The sequence below is a fragment of the Pseudodesulfovibrio sp. zrk46 genome (genome assembly GCF_012516435.1).
In the GTDB taxonomy this organism is placed as follows: domain Bacteria; phylum Desulfobacterota; class Desulfovibrionia; order Desulfovibrionales; family Desulfovibrionaceae; genus Pseudodesulfovibrio.
The window spans coordinates 951,213-967,149 of record NZ_CP051216.1; the positions used below are offsets into that span (position 1 = coordinate 951,213).

10 protein-coding genes are annotated in these 15,937 nt (G+C 58.3%); 2 read left to right on the forward strand and 8 right to left on the reverse strand.

Going from position 1 to position 15,937, the window contains the following annotated elements; genetic code table 11:
* Nucleotides 1–277: 277 nt before the first annotated feature.
* From HFN16_RS04385 to HFN16_RS04410, 6 genes are all read right to left on the reverse strand, one after another.
* Nucleotides 278–2,083: a methyl-accepting chemotaxis protein gene (locus tag HFN16_RS04385; protein ID WP_168889545.1), complete on the reverse strand. Its 1,806-nt coding sequence runs from the start codon at nucleotides 2,081–2,083 to the stop codon at nucleotides 278–280.
* 178 nt (nucleotides 2,084–2,261) lie between these two features.
* Nucleotides 2,262–2,927 (reverse strand): response regulator transcription factor, encoded by a 666-nt coding sequence (locus HFN16_RS04390; protein ID WP_168889546.1) that lies wholly within the window; start codon nucleotides 2,925–2,927, stop codon nucleotides 2,262–2,264.
* A 4-nt stretch (nucleotides 2,928–2,931) separates the two neighbouring features.
* Nucleotides 2,932–5,790, reverse strand: a complete 2,859-nt coding sequence (locus tag HFN16_RS04395) for a PAS domain S-box protein (protein ID WP_247648439.1) — start codon at nucleotides 5,788–5,790, stop codon at nucleotides 2,932–2,934.
* Nucleotides 5,791–5,916: 126 nt separating this feature from the next.
* Nucleotides 5,917–7,374, reverse strand: a complete 1,458-nt coding sequence (locus tag HFN16_RS04400; RefSeq protein ID WP_168889547.1) for a hypothetical protein — start codon at nucleotides 7,372–7,374, stop codon at nucleotides 5,917–5,919.
* A gap of 12 nt (nucleotides 7,375–7,386) precedes the next feature.
* Nucleotides 7,387–7,797 (reverse strand): protein TolR, encoded by a 411-nt coding sequence (gene tolR / locus HFN16_RS04405; RefSeq protein WP_168889548.1) that lies wholly within the window; start codon nucleotides 7,795–7,797, stop codon nucleotides 7,387–7,389.
* A 6-nt stretch (nucleotides 7,798–7,803) separates the two neighbouring features.
* Nucleotides 7,804–8,505 carry a MotA/TolQ/ExbB proton channel family protein gene (locus tag HFN16_RS04410; protein WP_168889549.1) on the reverse strand — a complete coding sequence of 234 codons (702 nt, stop codon included), beginning with the start codon at nucleotides 8,503–8,505 and terminating at the stop codon, nucleotides 7,804–7,806.
* 260 nt (nucleotides 8,506–8,765) lie between these two features.
* Between HFN16_RS04410 and HFN16_RS04415 the strand changes: the two genes are divergently transcribed.
* Together HFN16_RS04415 and HFN16_RS04420 are read left to right on the forward strand one after the other, a co-directional pair.
* Nucleotides 8,766–11,639: an ATP-binding protein gene (locus HFN16_RS04415; RefSeq protein WP_168889550.1), complete on the forward strand. Its 2,874-nt coding sequence runs from the start codon at nucleotides 8,766–8,768 to the stop codon at nucleotides 11,637–11,639.
* Nucleotides 11,640–11,764: 125 nt separating this feature from the next.
* Nucleotides 11,765–12,415, forward strand: coding sequence for a CBS and ACT domain-containing protein (locus HFN16_RS04420; protein WP_247648440.1), 651 nt, complete (start codon nucleotides 11,765–11,767; stop codon nucleotides 12,413–12,415).
* 13 nt (nucleotides 12,416–12,428) lie between these two features.
* Here the strand turns inward: HFN16_RS04420 and asnB are convergent, their stop codons facing one another.
* Nucleotides 12,429–14,354, reverse strand: coding sequence for an asparagine synthase (glutamine-hydrolyzing) (asnB, locus tag HFN16_RS04425; RefSeq protein ID WP_247648441.1), 1,926 nt, complete (start codon nucleotides 14,352–14,354; stop codon nucleotides 12,429–12,431).
* A 633-nt stretch (nucleotides 14,355–14,987) separates the two neighbouring features.
* Nucleotides 14,988–15,818 (reverse strand): LysR family transcriptional regulator, encoded by an 831-nt coding sequence (locus HFN16_RS04430; protein WP_247648442.1) that lies wholly within the window; start codon nucleotides 15,816–15,818, stop codon nucleotides 14,988–14,990.
* Nucleotides 15,819–15,937: the final 119 nt, after the last annotated feature.

The window sequence follows — 15,937 nt, forward strand, 5'->3', positions numbered from 1 at the left end:
TCACGTCTTCGCTTGTTGGAGTTGAGATCGGGCTGGCGCGAACAGTTTTCTTATCCATCAACCCGCGATAAATGCCGACAACCATCTGAAAAGAACCTAGCGGAGCGTTGGTTCGTTCAGATGGTTGTCGGCATTTATCGCCTATGGGATTCCAAAGGCCCTCGGCCTTTGGCGGGTCCAGGGCAGCGCCCTGGTCCCCCGGAAGGGGCTGTAGGGAGCACAAAAAAGCCCCGGCTCATCGTGAGCCGGGGCTTTTGCTTTTTATGTTGGGGGTCGCCTAACTTTCGTTCATCTCGTCGATGAGAACGCGAAGTTCGTTGGACAGTCTGGCGAGCTCGGTGATGGCTTCGGCGGACTGGTTCATGCCCTGCGCGGTCTCGGAGGCGATCATGTTGATGTCGTCGACGGCCTGGTTGATTTCCTCGCTGGCAGCGGACTGTTCTTCGGCGGCGGTGGCGATGGACTGCACCTGACCGGAGGTTTCGTCTGCGAACTCGACGATGTGGCCAAGGGCTTCACCGGACTGGTTGGCGAGGCCGGTGGCGCGTTCGACCGCTGTTGCTGCGGTGTCCACGGAACGAATGTTGGAGGAGGCGCCGTCCTGAATGGTCTGGATGGCGGTGCCTACCTGCTTGGTGGCGTCCATGGTCTTTTCGGCGAGCTTGCGAACCTCATCGGCGACAACCGCGAAGCCGCGGCCAGCCTCACCGGCGCGGGCTGCCTCGATGGCGGCGTTGAGCGCGAGGAGGTTGGTCTGGTCGGCGATGTCCTCAATGACGTTCATGATCTGACCGATGTCGGTGGTCTGGGACCCGAGTTCATCCATGGAACTCTTGAGGGTGACGGTCAGCTGCTGAACCTCGCTGATGGCGGCGATAACGTCGGTGACGATACGGGCGCCTTCCTGTGCCTGATCCTTGGCCTGCTGGGCCGAGGAAGCGGAGTTGGCAGAGTTCTTGGCGACTTCGAGGACTGTGGCGTTCATCTCTTCCATTGCCGTGGCGGTCTGAGCAGTACGCTCACGCTGCACCTCGGCACCGCTGGACACCTGATCTGCCTGCGAGGAGAGCTCATCGGCTGCGCTGGTGACCTGCTCGGCGATGAGGGAAGCCTCGCCTGCAACGCGCTGCATCTTGGTAAGCAGTTCGTTGGCCTTGGCTTCCTGTTCCTTGGCCTCGTCCATGGCCTTTTCGGCCTCGCCCTTGGCGGCTTCGGCCTGTTCCTTCTGATTGGCGGCCTCGAGCATCTTTTCCTTGAGGTTGGCAACCATCTTGGAGATGGCTTCCTTGACTACGCCCAGCTCTGCAGAGAACTTGCCTTCGGGCTCGGCGTCGAGGTCTCCCTCGGCGACGGACTGGGCAAAGCTGCGGATGCGGAACAGCGGAGAAACGATGACGATGTTCACGAGGAACCAGGAGGCAAACGCAATGACGATCACGATGACCAAGGCCTCGATGGCGGTGAATATTTCGGCGCTTTGGATCTTGGCATTAGCTGTATCCAAGGAAGCGACAATTTCGAAAACGCCGTGAATTTCGCCTTCCTTCCAGCCTTCCTTGGTGCCGCCCACGGGATCTTTGGCGCCCTTGGGATCACCATGACAATACAGACAATCCTTGGTCAGCTTGATGGGACGGAAATACAGAATCCGATCATCCTCGATGATGATCTTTTCTTTGAGATCCTTTTCCTTGATCTCCTTGATGACACCAAGCTCAAATTCGGTGGGAGTATTCTTGGGATTACGCGGTGAAACCTTTGGAACCCGGAACTCATAATCCAGTTCCTTGGCGTTTCGCTGCGCCATGTTGATGGCAGTGATGATGGGAACAGCTTCTACCAACGCCTCTCTGTTATCGATCTGCTCAAAGGGTCTGATGACGCCCATACCGAGCTTCTTCCCCATCTCATCACGAGCCGCTTCGGCCATGAGGATCACGGCGCGGCTTTGATGAATGACATCCTCGTGACTGGCCTCTCTGATATTCATGACCTGCTGAATATCCAGAACAATTGCGATGATCACGGGGCCAAGAATGGCCAGAATAAGGACTTTCCATTTCAGACTGACATTATCAAACATGTGCGAACCTCATGGTAGAGCATGAAAAAATACGACAGGAATAATCGTACAAGAAAATTCCTACCTCAAATCCCTGTGCAAGGGAATGATAATGTAAACAATTCCTATAAGGGCGCTCTGAATCCACTCACCCCGGCAAAGGGATGAAGCGAATTCAGACACAAGAGTCAGGGCATGATCAGATGGCCCAGGTATCGAGATCGATGAGGCCGAGACGCGCAGCGTAGCGGATCAACTCCACCGTGCTCTGCAGGCCGAGCTTCTTCATGAGATTGGTGCGGTGGTTCTCCACGGTCTTGGGACTGATGTAGAGCTGGGCCGCCACTTCCTTGGTGGTGAGCCCTTCGGCCAGCATGCGCATGACCTCCTGCTCGCGGGAGGTGAGGGTGGAATAGGGGTCCTGTGGACTGTCGCTCCCGCCGCCCTTGGACTGGAGCAGCTTGAACACGACTTCCTGCGACAGGGCGGAGTCGAGAAAAAGCTCGCCCTTGGCTACGGTTTCCAGCCCCTTGATGAGGTTGGAGGCGGCAGATTCCTTGATCATGTAACCGGTGGCACCGGCGCGGAAGGCCTCCACGATGTAGTCGGCCTCGGAGTGCATGGAAATGATGATGAACTTGGTCTCGGGCACCGCATCCTTGAGTTCTCGGATCATCTGGATGCCGTTTTTGCCGGGCATGGAGATATCCACCAGCATGATATCGGGGCGGAGCTTCTTGCCGAGCTCAATGCCTTCCTTGCCGTTGCCAGCCTCGGCAACCACGCTGTAGTTGGCGTCGCGCTTGACGATAGTCTTGAGCCCTTCCCTGAATAGTGGATGGTCGTCGACAATGATGAGTTCCATGCGATTACTGCCTCCTGGCCCCGATGGTGGGAATCTTGAAAATTATGCGTGTACCTGTTCCCAACCGGGATTCTATTTCCATTGAGCCGCCGACCAGGCGTGCTCTCTCTTCCATGCTGCGCAGCCCCATGCGGCGCTCTTCCGCGACCTGTTCCAGCCGCTCGTCCACATCAAAGCCCTTGCCGTTATCCGCGATCCTGATGAGAAGATCCGGATGGCTCTTGACCATACGTACGGCCACTTTGCTCGCCTCGGCATGCCTTGCCACGTTGCCGAGCGCCTCCTGAATCATACGGTAAATATTGATTTCCGTATCAAAATCGAACGTTAGATTTTCCATACCCGCCGTGAAAAAGTCAACATCAACTCCGGATCGACGCGATACGTCTGCACAGTGTCGCTCCAGCGCGAGAGTCAACCCGAGCTGATCCAACGCAGGAGGCCGCAGTCCATAGGCAATATCACGAACGGACTGGACCGCGCCCTGCACTATATCGGTGACGGCCCGGGCGCGCTCGGCCACAGCGGGATCGACCTCTGTATCGTGATCAAACAATGTCTCCATGTTCAATATGATGGAGGACAAATCCTGCGCGATGTTGTCATGCAGGTCGCGGGAAATTCGCTGGCGCTCATCTTCCTGAATGCGAAGCAACTGCTGTGTGAGGGACAGAATCTGATTCTGCGCCCTTCGACGTTCGCCGACCTCGTCAGTCAGGCGGATGTTGGCTTCGGAGAGCTCGGCCGTACGCCGGGCAACCCTGTCTTCCATCTCGGCGTGGGCCAGAAGAAGTTCCTCTTCCAGCACCTTGTGCGACGTGATGTCAGTGAGAATCTCCATGTACGCCTTTTCGCCGCCCCACATGATGGGCTTGAGGCTGAAGGTGACCCAACGCGTCTCCCCCAGTTTGGTGAGCGTCCGGGCAGAGGCAAAGCCTTCGTTGCGCTTGCCCGCCAGAAAGTCGGAGAACTGCTTCACGATAAATGACCGGTCATCGGGATGCACCAACTCAAACGGGGTGAAATTTTCCAACTCCTCAGCCGAATAACCGAGGATTTCGGTCATGGCCTCGTTGGCGAAGAGCACCTTCTCGTCACGCACGACCACAACGCCTTCCTGCGCGTTTTCCACCACAACACGGTAGCGCTCTTCGGACTCCATCAATGCCTGCTCGGCTCGCTTGCGGGGCGTAACGTCAATGAGCGAAACGATGACGCGTGACAGTGAGTCCTGATATTCGGGCGGCACCGAGAAATTGACCACAACCCAGATAACGTCGCCTTCCAAAGTGCGATGGGTAATCTCCCCGCAGTACTCGCAACCGCCGGAGGCCAACAGTATCATCTCCTCGGTAAAGGCGGCCATGGAGCTCTCGGTCAGCACCTTGTCAAGATTGCCCAAAAGCTCTTCCTGATCCCTTGCGCGGAGCAGGTCCAACGTGGCCTTATTCACGGACACCACGTCCACCAAAGTCGCGCATTTACCCAGCGCTTCGGGATTGTCATAGAAATATTGACGAAAATCGGTGACGCCTGAAGCCCTGAGATCATCAAAATAGACCTTAAGCCGGGTCAGGTCTTCCTCCCACAACGAGATGGGGGAATCCTCGAACAGAGTACGATAACGATCCTCGTTCTTCTGGATGGCCAGCGCCGCCTCACGCCTCGGGGTGATGTCGCGGGTAATACCGAGGTAGCCGAGTTTCTCGTCGTCCGGCCCGTACAGTCGGCGGGTCAGGGTTTCGGTCCAGATAGTGAACCCGTCTTTGCAGATGGCCTCGGCCTCGAATCGATTGGTATAATCGTTGCCACCGTCGGATTGGGCCTCGGCATCTGTCCGCCTAGCAATCATCTCTTTTATGATCGTCATGGACTCCGGCTTCATGGTGTCTGCCAGATCCATTGTCATGTACTCTTCAGGCGTGAAACCGGTGAGCTTCTCCACCGCCGGACTTACGTAGGTGTATTGCAGGTCGTTGTCCGCGGTCCAAATGACGTCATCCAATGTCTCGACGATCAACCGATAGCGACTCTCACTCTCGCGGAGGGCATCCTCGGTGACACGCTGCTGGGTCACGTCGGTGATAATGCCTTCGACAGCGGCCGGAGTGCCATAGTCATCCTGCACCAGCGTGATGCGCTGGCTGATCCACTTCAGGGAGCCGTCCTTGTGATACAAGGGAGACGTGTACTCATACCGGGTATTCCCTTCCAGCATTTCTTGCCACCACATCTCCAGAGTCGGCAGCCATGAAGCCGGGGCGATATTCTTGAAGAGGTTGGGATTCTCGTAAAATTCCTGCGGTTTGTATCCAGTGATGCTCTCCATGGCCGAACTGATGTAATCGTACCGGCCATCCGTGGTGCGCAGGCGGAACAGGCAGTCACTGGTATTGTCCGCCAGAAAATTCAGATGCCGCTCGGTCTGCTGCAGTGCCTTACGCAGTCGCTGAGAGGCCGAGTCATCGCGCATGATGGAGATAACGTGGGTGAGCTTGCCCGATTCATCCATCACAGGATCAAAGTGACCCCAGATGGAGCGCAACCGCCCGTTCTTGCAACGGATGACGTAGTCCCCTTCCCAGCTTCGGCCCACCTCCATGCAGGGAATCACCGTATTGCGATATAGGGCCCAGGTCTCTTCCAGCAGCATTTTTCGCGGCTTTTGGGCCCGCACTTCCGCCAGAGTATAGCCGTACAGATCCAGAAACGCCTGATTGGAGTAGATGGGCCACAGGTCCGGCCTTCGGATGGCCATGGGAACGCCCGAGGCCTCCACCACCTGCTTGAACAGGTGCGGCGGCAACTCTGCTGCGGTGGGCCCCTCATCGGGCCATTGCATTTCGTCAGGAGTATTCGTCACTACATTTCTACCGGTTAGACCGCGGCCAGTTCGCGGGAGGATATAAAAGGAAAGCGAACATACCCCAATCCCCCCTCAATGGGAAGTTGCTGATACCGCGACACTCTGTATGTTTCTCCCCTGCCGTTACTCCAAGGCGCGAATCCATGACACGGCCAATCGGGCATGATCTTCGGTCACGTTCTCCACCCAGCCCACCTGCGCTCCAGCGGCCTGCAGCACATCCTTGCTTGCCTTGAGCGGAGCCACCACGATGGAGAATGGACGCTTGCCGTTATCGCGCAGATCTTCGAGTTGGGCGATAAGCGGCTTCCACTTGGCAGGTTCGTGACCGGTGATGAGCCAGAGCACGGGAACATCGAGAGCTGCGAGGGTCTTCTTGTCGGGCACGGCATCGGGAGACAGGGCATCATCGAGCAGGCAGACCGCGAAGGCAGGGTGACGCTTGCCAGGATGCGCGGCTGCCTCAAGGACCACGGGAACGCCGGGGCCATTGCCCCACAGGCCGGCCTTGCCCGAGCGCAGTTGGCTGAGCGAGGCAAAATAATCCATGGCAGACACCGTATCCTGCACGAGCAGAGACTCGGCCTCGGGTTCGCCGGACTCATCTTCGCAACCCCGTGCGGCAAAGGCGAGGGAGGCGAGTTTCCGGCCGGACAGGGCACGGGTGAACCCCTGAATCAGGCCGGGGTCAACGCAGCGGTTGCCGTGAATAAACACCACGCCGGCATGGTCCTCGCCAAAGGGCGGCAGGGACAGATAGGCGACCCGCTCGCCATTGGGTGTGGGAAAAGTTTTCTCCTCCTCGCGCACATGCACCTTGCGTGGATAATGAGCGAGACGGTCGTCATCGGTCTGGAGAATGAACCGTTCGATGCGGTCATTTTTGGCGAGAAAGGTAACGGACCCGGTCACGGGCTCGTCTTCGTACAGGGAAGGACCGATGGTGAAGACGTACTTGAAGACCTGCTTGAGACGGCGCAGGGTCTTGTTCTTGGAGTCATAGATCAGGAAGCGGCCATACTTGGTGTTGCGCGCATCAATGATGGAGATGGTGCGGTCGTCGCGGGTGGTGAACTGACCGGAAAATTCCGTTGCCTCATAGGAGTAGTAGTCCGCCATCATGGAACGACCGAACCGGGCCTCATGGCCCCGGTGCACGATGGTGTCGTCCTTGCGCACGATAATGCGATTGGGCTTGGGCTCCTCCTCGGCTTTCTCCACCTTGACCGGGCTGATCTCCACCACGTCCGGCTCGATCTCCGGCGCGGGTTCCGGTTCGGGTGCGGCTGGTTCCGGAGGAGGCGGCGGGGAGTCGTCCAGCACGATGGTCTTATCCATCTCCAGCGGCGCAGGGGCTACCACGGCATCGGCCGGGATGGGCTCGGCCACTTGCTGCGGTTCCGGCGCAGGCGGCGGAAGCAAGGGCATGGGCTGGATGATTTCTTCGGGCGGCTCCACATCGGTCAGCTCCACTTCCATGATCTCCCGCAAGTCAAAGGGCTCCAGATGAATAGTCTGAAGCAACACCACGATGATCGTGGCGTGCAGGAGAAAGGAAAGAAGCCAACTGATATACCGCATGACACTCCGTGGCTATTTCTTGTCGGGTTCCTGCTCGGCCACGATGCCGAGACGGTCGATACCCGCGCCCTTGATCTCGCCCATGACCTGCACCACCGTGCCGTATGGGACCGACTTGTCGGCACGCAGGAAGAGCTGTTTCTTCTGCTTGGCCACCAACCGTTTCAAGTGCGGCTGAAGTTCATCCAGGCCCACCTGATACTCGTCGAGAAACATGTTGCCGTCCGCCTTGATGGACAGGATCAGGTGCTCGGAATCCTGCGGCAGATTCTTGACCGTGCGGGTGGTGGGCAGATCCACTTCCACCCCCTGTGTCATCAGCGGAGCCGTGACCATGAAGATGATGAGCAACACCAGCATGACGTCCACAAAGGGCGTCACGTTGATCTCATTGAGAAAACCACCGCCAGTCTTGATAGCCATGACGACCTACCTGTCGCCCTTGGTGGACCAGGCGATCTCGCGCTCGGCCCGGTTGAGGAAGGCACCGGCGAAATCGACCATGCCGGATTCCACTTCGTTCAGGCGACCAAGAAAATAGTTGTAGAAGATGGTGGCCGGAATGGCGACCAGCAGGCCGATGGCCGTGGCAATAAGGGCCTCGGAGATACCCGGGGCCACGGTGGCCAAGGCGGCGGACTGGGCCAGACCGATGGAGTGGAAGGAGTGCATGATGCCCCAGACCGTGCCGAACAGACCGATGAACGGCGCAGCATTGGCACAGGTCGCCAGAAACGGCAGGTTGCGCGTCAGGCTTCGCATCTCCTTGGAGATGGCCTGCTTTAACACGCGGCGCAGGGTGTCCTTGACCAGCAGGCGTTTGCGCTCCTGATTGACCTCCGCCTTCTCCAGCAATCGAAATTCCTTGACCGCAAGAGACGAGACCCGCGCCAGCGGGGACGAGCCCTTGCCGTCCAGTGCCTTGAGACCGCTGGACAGGTCTTCGGCCTGCATGAAGGTGTCATACCCCTTGAGCACCTTGGACCGGGCCGACCGGATGGTCACGAATTTAAAAAAGATAATGGCCCAACTCCACAGGGACATGCAGCCCAGGAAGATCATCACCATTTTCACGGCCAGTGTCGCCCCCATGAGGAGGCCAAGGATATCGCTGTCTGCCAAACCGTTCATCGCATCCCTCGTGCTTGGACGTCCACGGACCGGGAAATCCGATCCTAGTACCCATGTAAACCCGGGCACAATAGAATGCAAGTGGCATCTCACACTTAACTGATTGTCATTTCAGACGATCATGGTACGATATCTCTCCAGCGCATCATGGAAGAAATATACTCTAACACGGTTGTCCTTCCCGAAAAGTGGGGATAGTGATATACAAATGGATCACCCCCCTGTCGCGGGCGAGCCGATATGAATACGGAGACGGATAGTTGCGAATACTGATTTTGGCGGGAAAACAGACAGATGAACTGATACTGACAGGCATGTTGGGCGACAGCGAATTTACGCTGGCCCGATACGCCGAAGTCTCGCGCGGCGTCCGCCGTCTGGAGAGCGGGGATTTCGACATGGTCTTCCTGATGCCCGACGAAAAGGACAGTTCCTGGGAACGCGCCCTGCTTCGCATCAAACGGGAGCACTTGGTTCAAGTCGTCCTGCTGCGCAAATGCACGGACAAGGAAGAGGTGGCCGCGTTCGAGGCCGGCGCCTTTGATGTGCTCTCGCCTTCCGTAATGGCCGAAAAGTGTACCTCCAACAGCATCCGCATCCTTCTGCGTCATGCACAGATGCGGGACACCCTGCACCGGGAGCGGTCCATGGTGGATTGGCTGGAGGAGACCGCCCGCATCGGGTACTGGGAAATGGACGAGGACGGCAAGACCGAGTGGTCCGGCGGCATGCGTCGCATCCTTGGTGATGAGGGCTATCTGACCGAAGATTTTCTGAGCATCCGTCGCTTCGTTCATCCCGATGATCTCGGCGTGTACGATCAGGCCAACAAGGCAACTCTTGAGCAGGGCTGGCCGCTGGATTTCGAATACCGGGTAGAGACCGCCAACGAAGAGATCCGCCATCTCCACGTCCATCGACGTGTGGAGGTGGACGCCGCAGGCAAGCGCATCCGCGCCTACGGCATGGTCCGCGACGTGACCCCGGAACGCGAATTCGAAGAGTTCCTCCTGCGCCGGGACGCCATCCTTCAAGTGGTGGGCAAATTTGCCAACCGCTTCCTGCGCGATTCCGACTGGGAATCAGGCATGGACGCGTCACTCGAAGCGCTGGGCAAGGCCGCAGACGTCACCCGCATCTATATTTTCCGCAAACATGAAGGGAGAGCCAGAACCGCGCCCGTCTCCATGGTCTATGAATGGGCTGCCCCGGGGATTCAATCGCTCATCGACCATTCGGCAGTGCAGGAGCAGACCTTCGAGGTATACTCCCGCTGGCGGTCCGTACTCATCGGCCGCAAGGTGATTGCGGGCAACATCAGCGACTTCCAAACCGAAGAGCGGCAGTTCTTCGAAAAAATCGGCACCAAGGCTATCATGATGGTCCCCGTATTCGTTGGCAACCAGTGGTGGGGTTTCATCGGCCTTTCCGACCACCGGGGCGAACGCAACTGGCCCCCCACCGAAATCGAGTCCATGACAATGCTGGCCGACATGCTCGGCTCCGCCATCCTTCGCGGCCACATGGAGTACCAACTCAAGGAGGCCAACCGGTCCGCAGAAGAAGCCAAGACACTGGCACTCGAAGCAAGCAAGGCCAAGAGCCGCTTCCTGGCCAACATGAGCCACGAAATCCGCACCCCCATCAGCGGCATCCTCGGCATGACCGAGATGACCATCACCACGGGCCTCAGCCCCGAGCAGCGCGAGCATATGGACATGATCCGCGACGCAGCCCGCTCACTGCTGTCGGTGGTCAACGACATCCTCGATATTTCCAAGATCGAAGCGGACAAGATGGAGCTCTCCCCCATAGACTTCGAGTTCCGCTCTGCCGTGGAGACCTGTATCCGTCCATTCGGCCCGCTGGCCGATCAGAAGAACATCGTCTTTCTCCACTCCTTTGCCGATGACGTGCCGGATAACGTGCACGGCGACCCGGACAGGCTGGCCCAGATTCTGGTCAACCTCGTGGGCAACGCCCTCAAATTTACCGAGCGCGGCCTCATCGAGCTAAAGGTGGAAGTGGCCGAACGACAGGAAGACAAGGTCTCCCTGCTCTTCACGGTCCGCGATACCGGCGAAGGCATCCCAGCCGACAAGCTGGACGACATCTTCGACAGCTTCACACAGGCTGACAGCTCCACCCGAAAGAAGCATCAGGGCACCGGCCTCGGCCTCTCCATCTGCCGCGAACTGGTGGACATGATGGGCGGCGAGATTGGCGTGGAGAGCGAGCCCGGACGAGGCAGCACCTTCTCCTTCTCCGCGTGGTTCGGCATCTCCGCCGAGGGCGCCAAAATGGAAAAGGCCGCACCAGTCGCCCCGCAGACACTGCACCTCAACCTGCTGCTGGCCGAGGATAACCCGCTCAACCAGAAGTTCCTCACTCACTTCCTGACCATGTTCGGGCACAAGGTCACAGTGGCCGGAAACGGGCTCGAGGTACTGGACGCCCTCACGGACCAGAGCAACAAGTTCGACCTGATCCTCATGGACATCCAGATGCCGGAGATGGGCGGGCTGGAGGCCACCGATGCGATCCGCAAGTCTGATGGCAAATTGTTCGACAACAACATCCCCATCATCGCCCTGACCGCCTACGCCATGACAGGCGACAGGGACCGGATGCTCGAAGCGGGCATGGACGACTATGTATCCAAACCCGTGGACATGAAGGCACTCTCCGCCGCCATCGCACGCGCCATGGAGAGCCGCAAGCCGTCCAAGGTCCAGACCACAACACCCAAAGCATCGCAGGTCGCCCGCGAAAAAGTAGCGGCAGACGGCGCTGGCATCACGCTCGACATGGAAGCCCTTGTGGATCGGTTTGAAGGGAACACCGTGTTGCTCAAGGACATTCTGGAACTCTTCCTTATCGAAGCGGCCGAAAAACTCGACAAGCTCGACGCCAGCCTGAAAAAGCGCGAACTCAGGGTCATCGGCACGGTCCTGCACTCCATCACCAACCTCTCCAGCCATGTGCTGGCCATGGATCTGGTGTACCGCTCCCGTGAGTTGGAGAAGCAGTGCTACACCAAAACCTATGACGAGGTGGCTCCTCAGGTGGCCGAACTGCGCCCCATGTTCGAGGCGCTGGTCGAGGTCGTGAAGAAGCGAGCCAAGACACTATAGTCCTGTTCTATAATCCCACTGCCCATTGCATTTTATCCGGCTAACGACTACAACGTCAGAACCCGCAATCATATCCGGTGGCGAGGTGAAAACAAAGGTGGAGCAGGATGCTGGTCAGAGATTGGATGACGAAAAACGTCATATCCCTCGGGGTAAACTCTTCGGTCATGGATGCGGCTGAAATCCTTCACGAAAAGAACATTCGCCAGTTTCCTGTCATCGACAGTTCCGGACATCTTGTGGGCATCGTCTCCGACCGCGACATCCGCGACGCCATGCCCTCCAAGTTCATCCCCGGCGACGCCGTGACCCACAAGGGCGGCGGACTCTACACGCTCACTGCCAGCGACATCATGACCATGGACCCCATCACGGTTTCCTCAAACTCTGCCATCAATGAAGTGGCCGAGCTATTGGTCAAGTACAAGATCGGCGGCGTACCCGTGGTGGACGACGGCGAACTCACCGGCATCATCACTCAGGCCGACGTGCTCCGCTTCCTGACGGCGGCCACCGGGTCCAAGCACACCGGCACCCAGCTTGCTTTCCGTCTCGACGCACGTCCCGGCCCACTCGCCGGGCTGCTGTGTGACCTTCGCGATCTGGGCATCACCTTTTCCTCGGTCTTCACGGCCAACGACGGCGGCCACCGCAACACCTACATTCAGGTGGAAGACCTCGGCGACAGCTCCATGGAAACCATCATCGAGCGACTTCAGGACAAGTACGACCTGATCTTCTACGTCAACGAAGGCATCACCGTGGACATGCGCTAAGCGCACACCCCGGCTACATCCACTTGTCGAACCACGCCTGGAACATGAGCATGTTCCAGATTCTGTATTGATTGTCCCGTTTACCGGAGAGGTGATCGGCAAGCTGTCGTGCGACCACGGTCTGATCGAAGAGTCCCTGCTTGCGCAGCCGCTCGGGAGCCAGCAGGCTTTCGGCCCATTCTCTGAGAGGCCCACGCAGCCATGCGTCGATGGGCACGCCGAATCCCATCTTGGGGCGTTCCACCAGCTCACGCGGCACATGCTTGTAGAGTATGGAACGGAGAATGCGTTTGCCCTCCCCGCCCTTGAGCAGCATGGACAGCGGCAGCCGCCACGCGAACTCGATGACCCGGTGATCCAGATACGGCGCGCGCGATTCCAGCGACACGCCCATGCATGCCCGGTCCACCTTATGGAGGATATCGCCGGGCAGGTAGGTCAGGGTGTCCTGATACTGCATCCAGCGGGTGTAATCGCCCAGCCCCGGCCACGCCTCGGGCCGATCAATGACCGTATCCGGCTCGGCCGCGTTCAGCAGCATCGAAGGCTCGGGCCATGTAGAGCAGAGCCGCTTGTACAATGCCTCGCGCGATTCCACGCCCAGCACATCGGCCAGTTTGTGGACCTTGTGGCCCGGCGTACGCACCTGCGCGGCCTTGGGCAACAGATGCCCCACGGCATTGAAAATTGTGTCGTATCCACCGGGCGAGACAGCCATGGCCGCCTGTCCGGCTGCGCCGCGAAGTCCTCGCGGCACGCCCTGCAATTTGTTCCAGATGGTCGGCGCCCAGAAGTGTCTGTTGTAGCCCGCAAAGGTCTCATCGCCACCATCGCCGCTCAGGCAGACCGTCACATGCTCGCGCGTCAGCGCCGCCACCAGATGGGTGGGTAGCATGGAAGCATCGGCAAAGGGTTCGTCGTACAGCTCCGGCAGTTTCTCCACCAGATCAAGCACATGCTCCGGCGTGACGAACAGCTCGGTGTGTTCGGTGCCGATATGTTCGGCCACCCGTTTCGCGTCAGACGATTCATCATACGCCTTGTCCGCAAAACCAATGGTGAAGCTCTTCACCGGCCGATCCGATTCCGCCTGCATCAATGCGGTCACCAGCGACGAATCAATGCCGCCCGACAGAAGTGATCCCAGCGGCACGTCCGACAGCATCTGGTTACGCACCACGTCGCGCAGGAGCCGTTCCAGCTCACTCGCCGCATCGGCCTCGCTTCCGGTGAACGGATCACTGATGGCCCGGTTCACGGCATCGCGCAAAGTCCAATATGGCTTCGGCTCAAAGTTGTGCGGCGCATCGGCCCTAATAGACATCAAATGCCCGGGCTGGAGTTTGAACACATCCCGGTAGACCGATCTCGGTTCCGGCACATACTGGAAGCGCAGATACTGGGACAGGGCTTCCATATCGAGTTCCGCATCAAACCCCGGGAACGCCCGCAGCGCCTTGAGTTCCGAGCCGAACACCATGCCTTTTCCGGCACGCCCATAGTACAGCGGTTTCTCGCCCATCCGGTCTCTGGCCAGATGCAGGGTGCGCGTTTCACGATCCCACAGAGCAAAGGCGAACATGCCGGTGAACCTCGTGACCGCCTGTTCAACGCCCCATGTCTGAAAAGCGGCCAGCATCACTTCAGTGTCCGAGTCGCCTTTCCACGGCAGGAACGGGCCGCCGGTTTCTTCCAGCTCCCGTTTCAGTTCAAGAAAATTGTAGATTTCGCCGTTGTGAATGAGTGTGAATCGCTCATCCCCCGACTGCATGGGTTGTGCGCCAGTATCACTCAGGTCAAGGATTGCCAGACGTCGATGAGACAGCCCCACGCCGAACTCGGGTTCGACGAACCGCCCCTCGCCGTCCGGCCCGCGGTGGGCCAGTTTGTCGCCCATGCGAGAGCACAGGGCCAGCAGCCCTTCGCCGTCTCCCCTCATGCCAGGAGCAATAAATCCGGTTATTCCGCACATCTCATCGATTCTCTATCAGGACGCCCCAGCTTTGGGAAGAGTAGAAGAAAGCCTCGCCGGCGGGCAGCTTGCCAGCTGGGCCGCTTCCGCAGCGGGCGCCAAAGGCCGAGGGCCTTTGGAATCCCATAGGCGATAAAATCCACAAGTCGATTTGAACGACCCCATGCTTCGCTTGGTTCTTTTCAAATCGGCTTGTGGATTTTATCGCGGGGTGATGGATAGAAACAATGTTCGCGCCAGCCCGATCTCAACTCCAACAAGCGAAGACGTGAACTAGCCCTTGATTCAAGCGGCTTAGAAGCTGACCAAGCGGCAGGCAGCGTCTCGTTCGGTTTTGCACTGAAGCGCAGCGGAAGCACGCAAAAGCGAAAGCTGCCAGCTTGGATCAGATTCTTGCCGACGAATCACGAGGCGGCCGAGCACACAACGCCGCGTTTCTTTGGTTCTTTCTTGGGGCGGCTCAGCCAAGAAAGAACCGCCGTCCGCGCAGGACATGGAGAAGCAAAGCGACGGCTCTCGCGCTTGAAAAGCGCATCATCCAATCAAATCGCGGCTGATAAGCCGCCTCCTTACCCTCTTCCTGCCTTTCAATAAAAACAACTACCCTTCAACCTCCCAAACCTTCCTCACATGATCAATAACCGCCCGCATAACCGGGTCCTGATCTCGTCGCACAAGACACACAAAATGAAGGTCGATATTCAACTCCTCAAACGGCAACGCATGCACCAACCCAATTCTGTTTGCGAGCTTGAGCTCATTCTCTCGCAAGAACGAAATGCCCTTTCCGGCTGCCACCAAAACTCGGATAACCTCATCGCCATCCACCTCCAGCGGATTCTTCAACGTGATCCCCCGCGACTCGAAAAACGGCCGCGTCAACGACTGCACCGGGTTATCGCTCGGGTCGAGGATCCATGGCAGATCAGCCAAGGCAGAAATTCCGCCGGGGATACGATCACGCCAAACATCCGGCACCGCCACATAAAAACGCGTCGTTTCCAACTTCACGGCGTGGATATCCTTGTGCCGCGGCGGGCCGAAGATGAAACCGCAATCCAGACGTCCCTTGCGGAGCGCATCCTGAACCGAGGTACTCGCACTCTGAAGAATCTGGAGCGTGATCTTGGGGTGCGCCTCGCCCAAAGAAGTAAGCAGTGGCACGATGCGGAGATACTCGGCGTCCGTGTTCAGACCCAGCGACAAATCACCCACCAGCTCGCCGCCCATGTTGCGGGCCTCCAGCTTCATTTCACGCGCTGCCTGCAACACGGTCTCAGCCCTGGCCTTGAGCCGAAGCCCTGCCTCGGTCAACTGCATGCCCTTGGGCGTACGAATGAACAGCCGCGTTTCCAGCTCCTCTTCCAACGATTTTATGTGCGCACTCACCGTAGGCTGGCTGGCATGCAAACGTTCTGCTGCCCGGGTCAAATGCCCCTCTTCGGCTACTATAACAAAAGTGTTAAGCTGATATAGCTCCATAACCCACCGCTTTTACGTTGATTTTATATTCGTTATCACTCATGCTGATTGAGAATCGTATCATCATC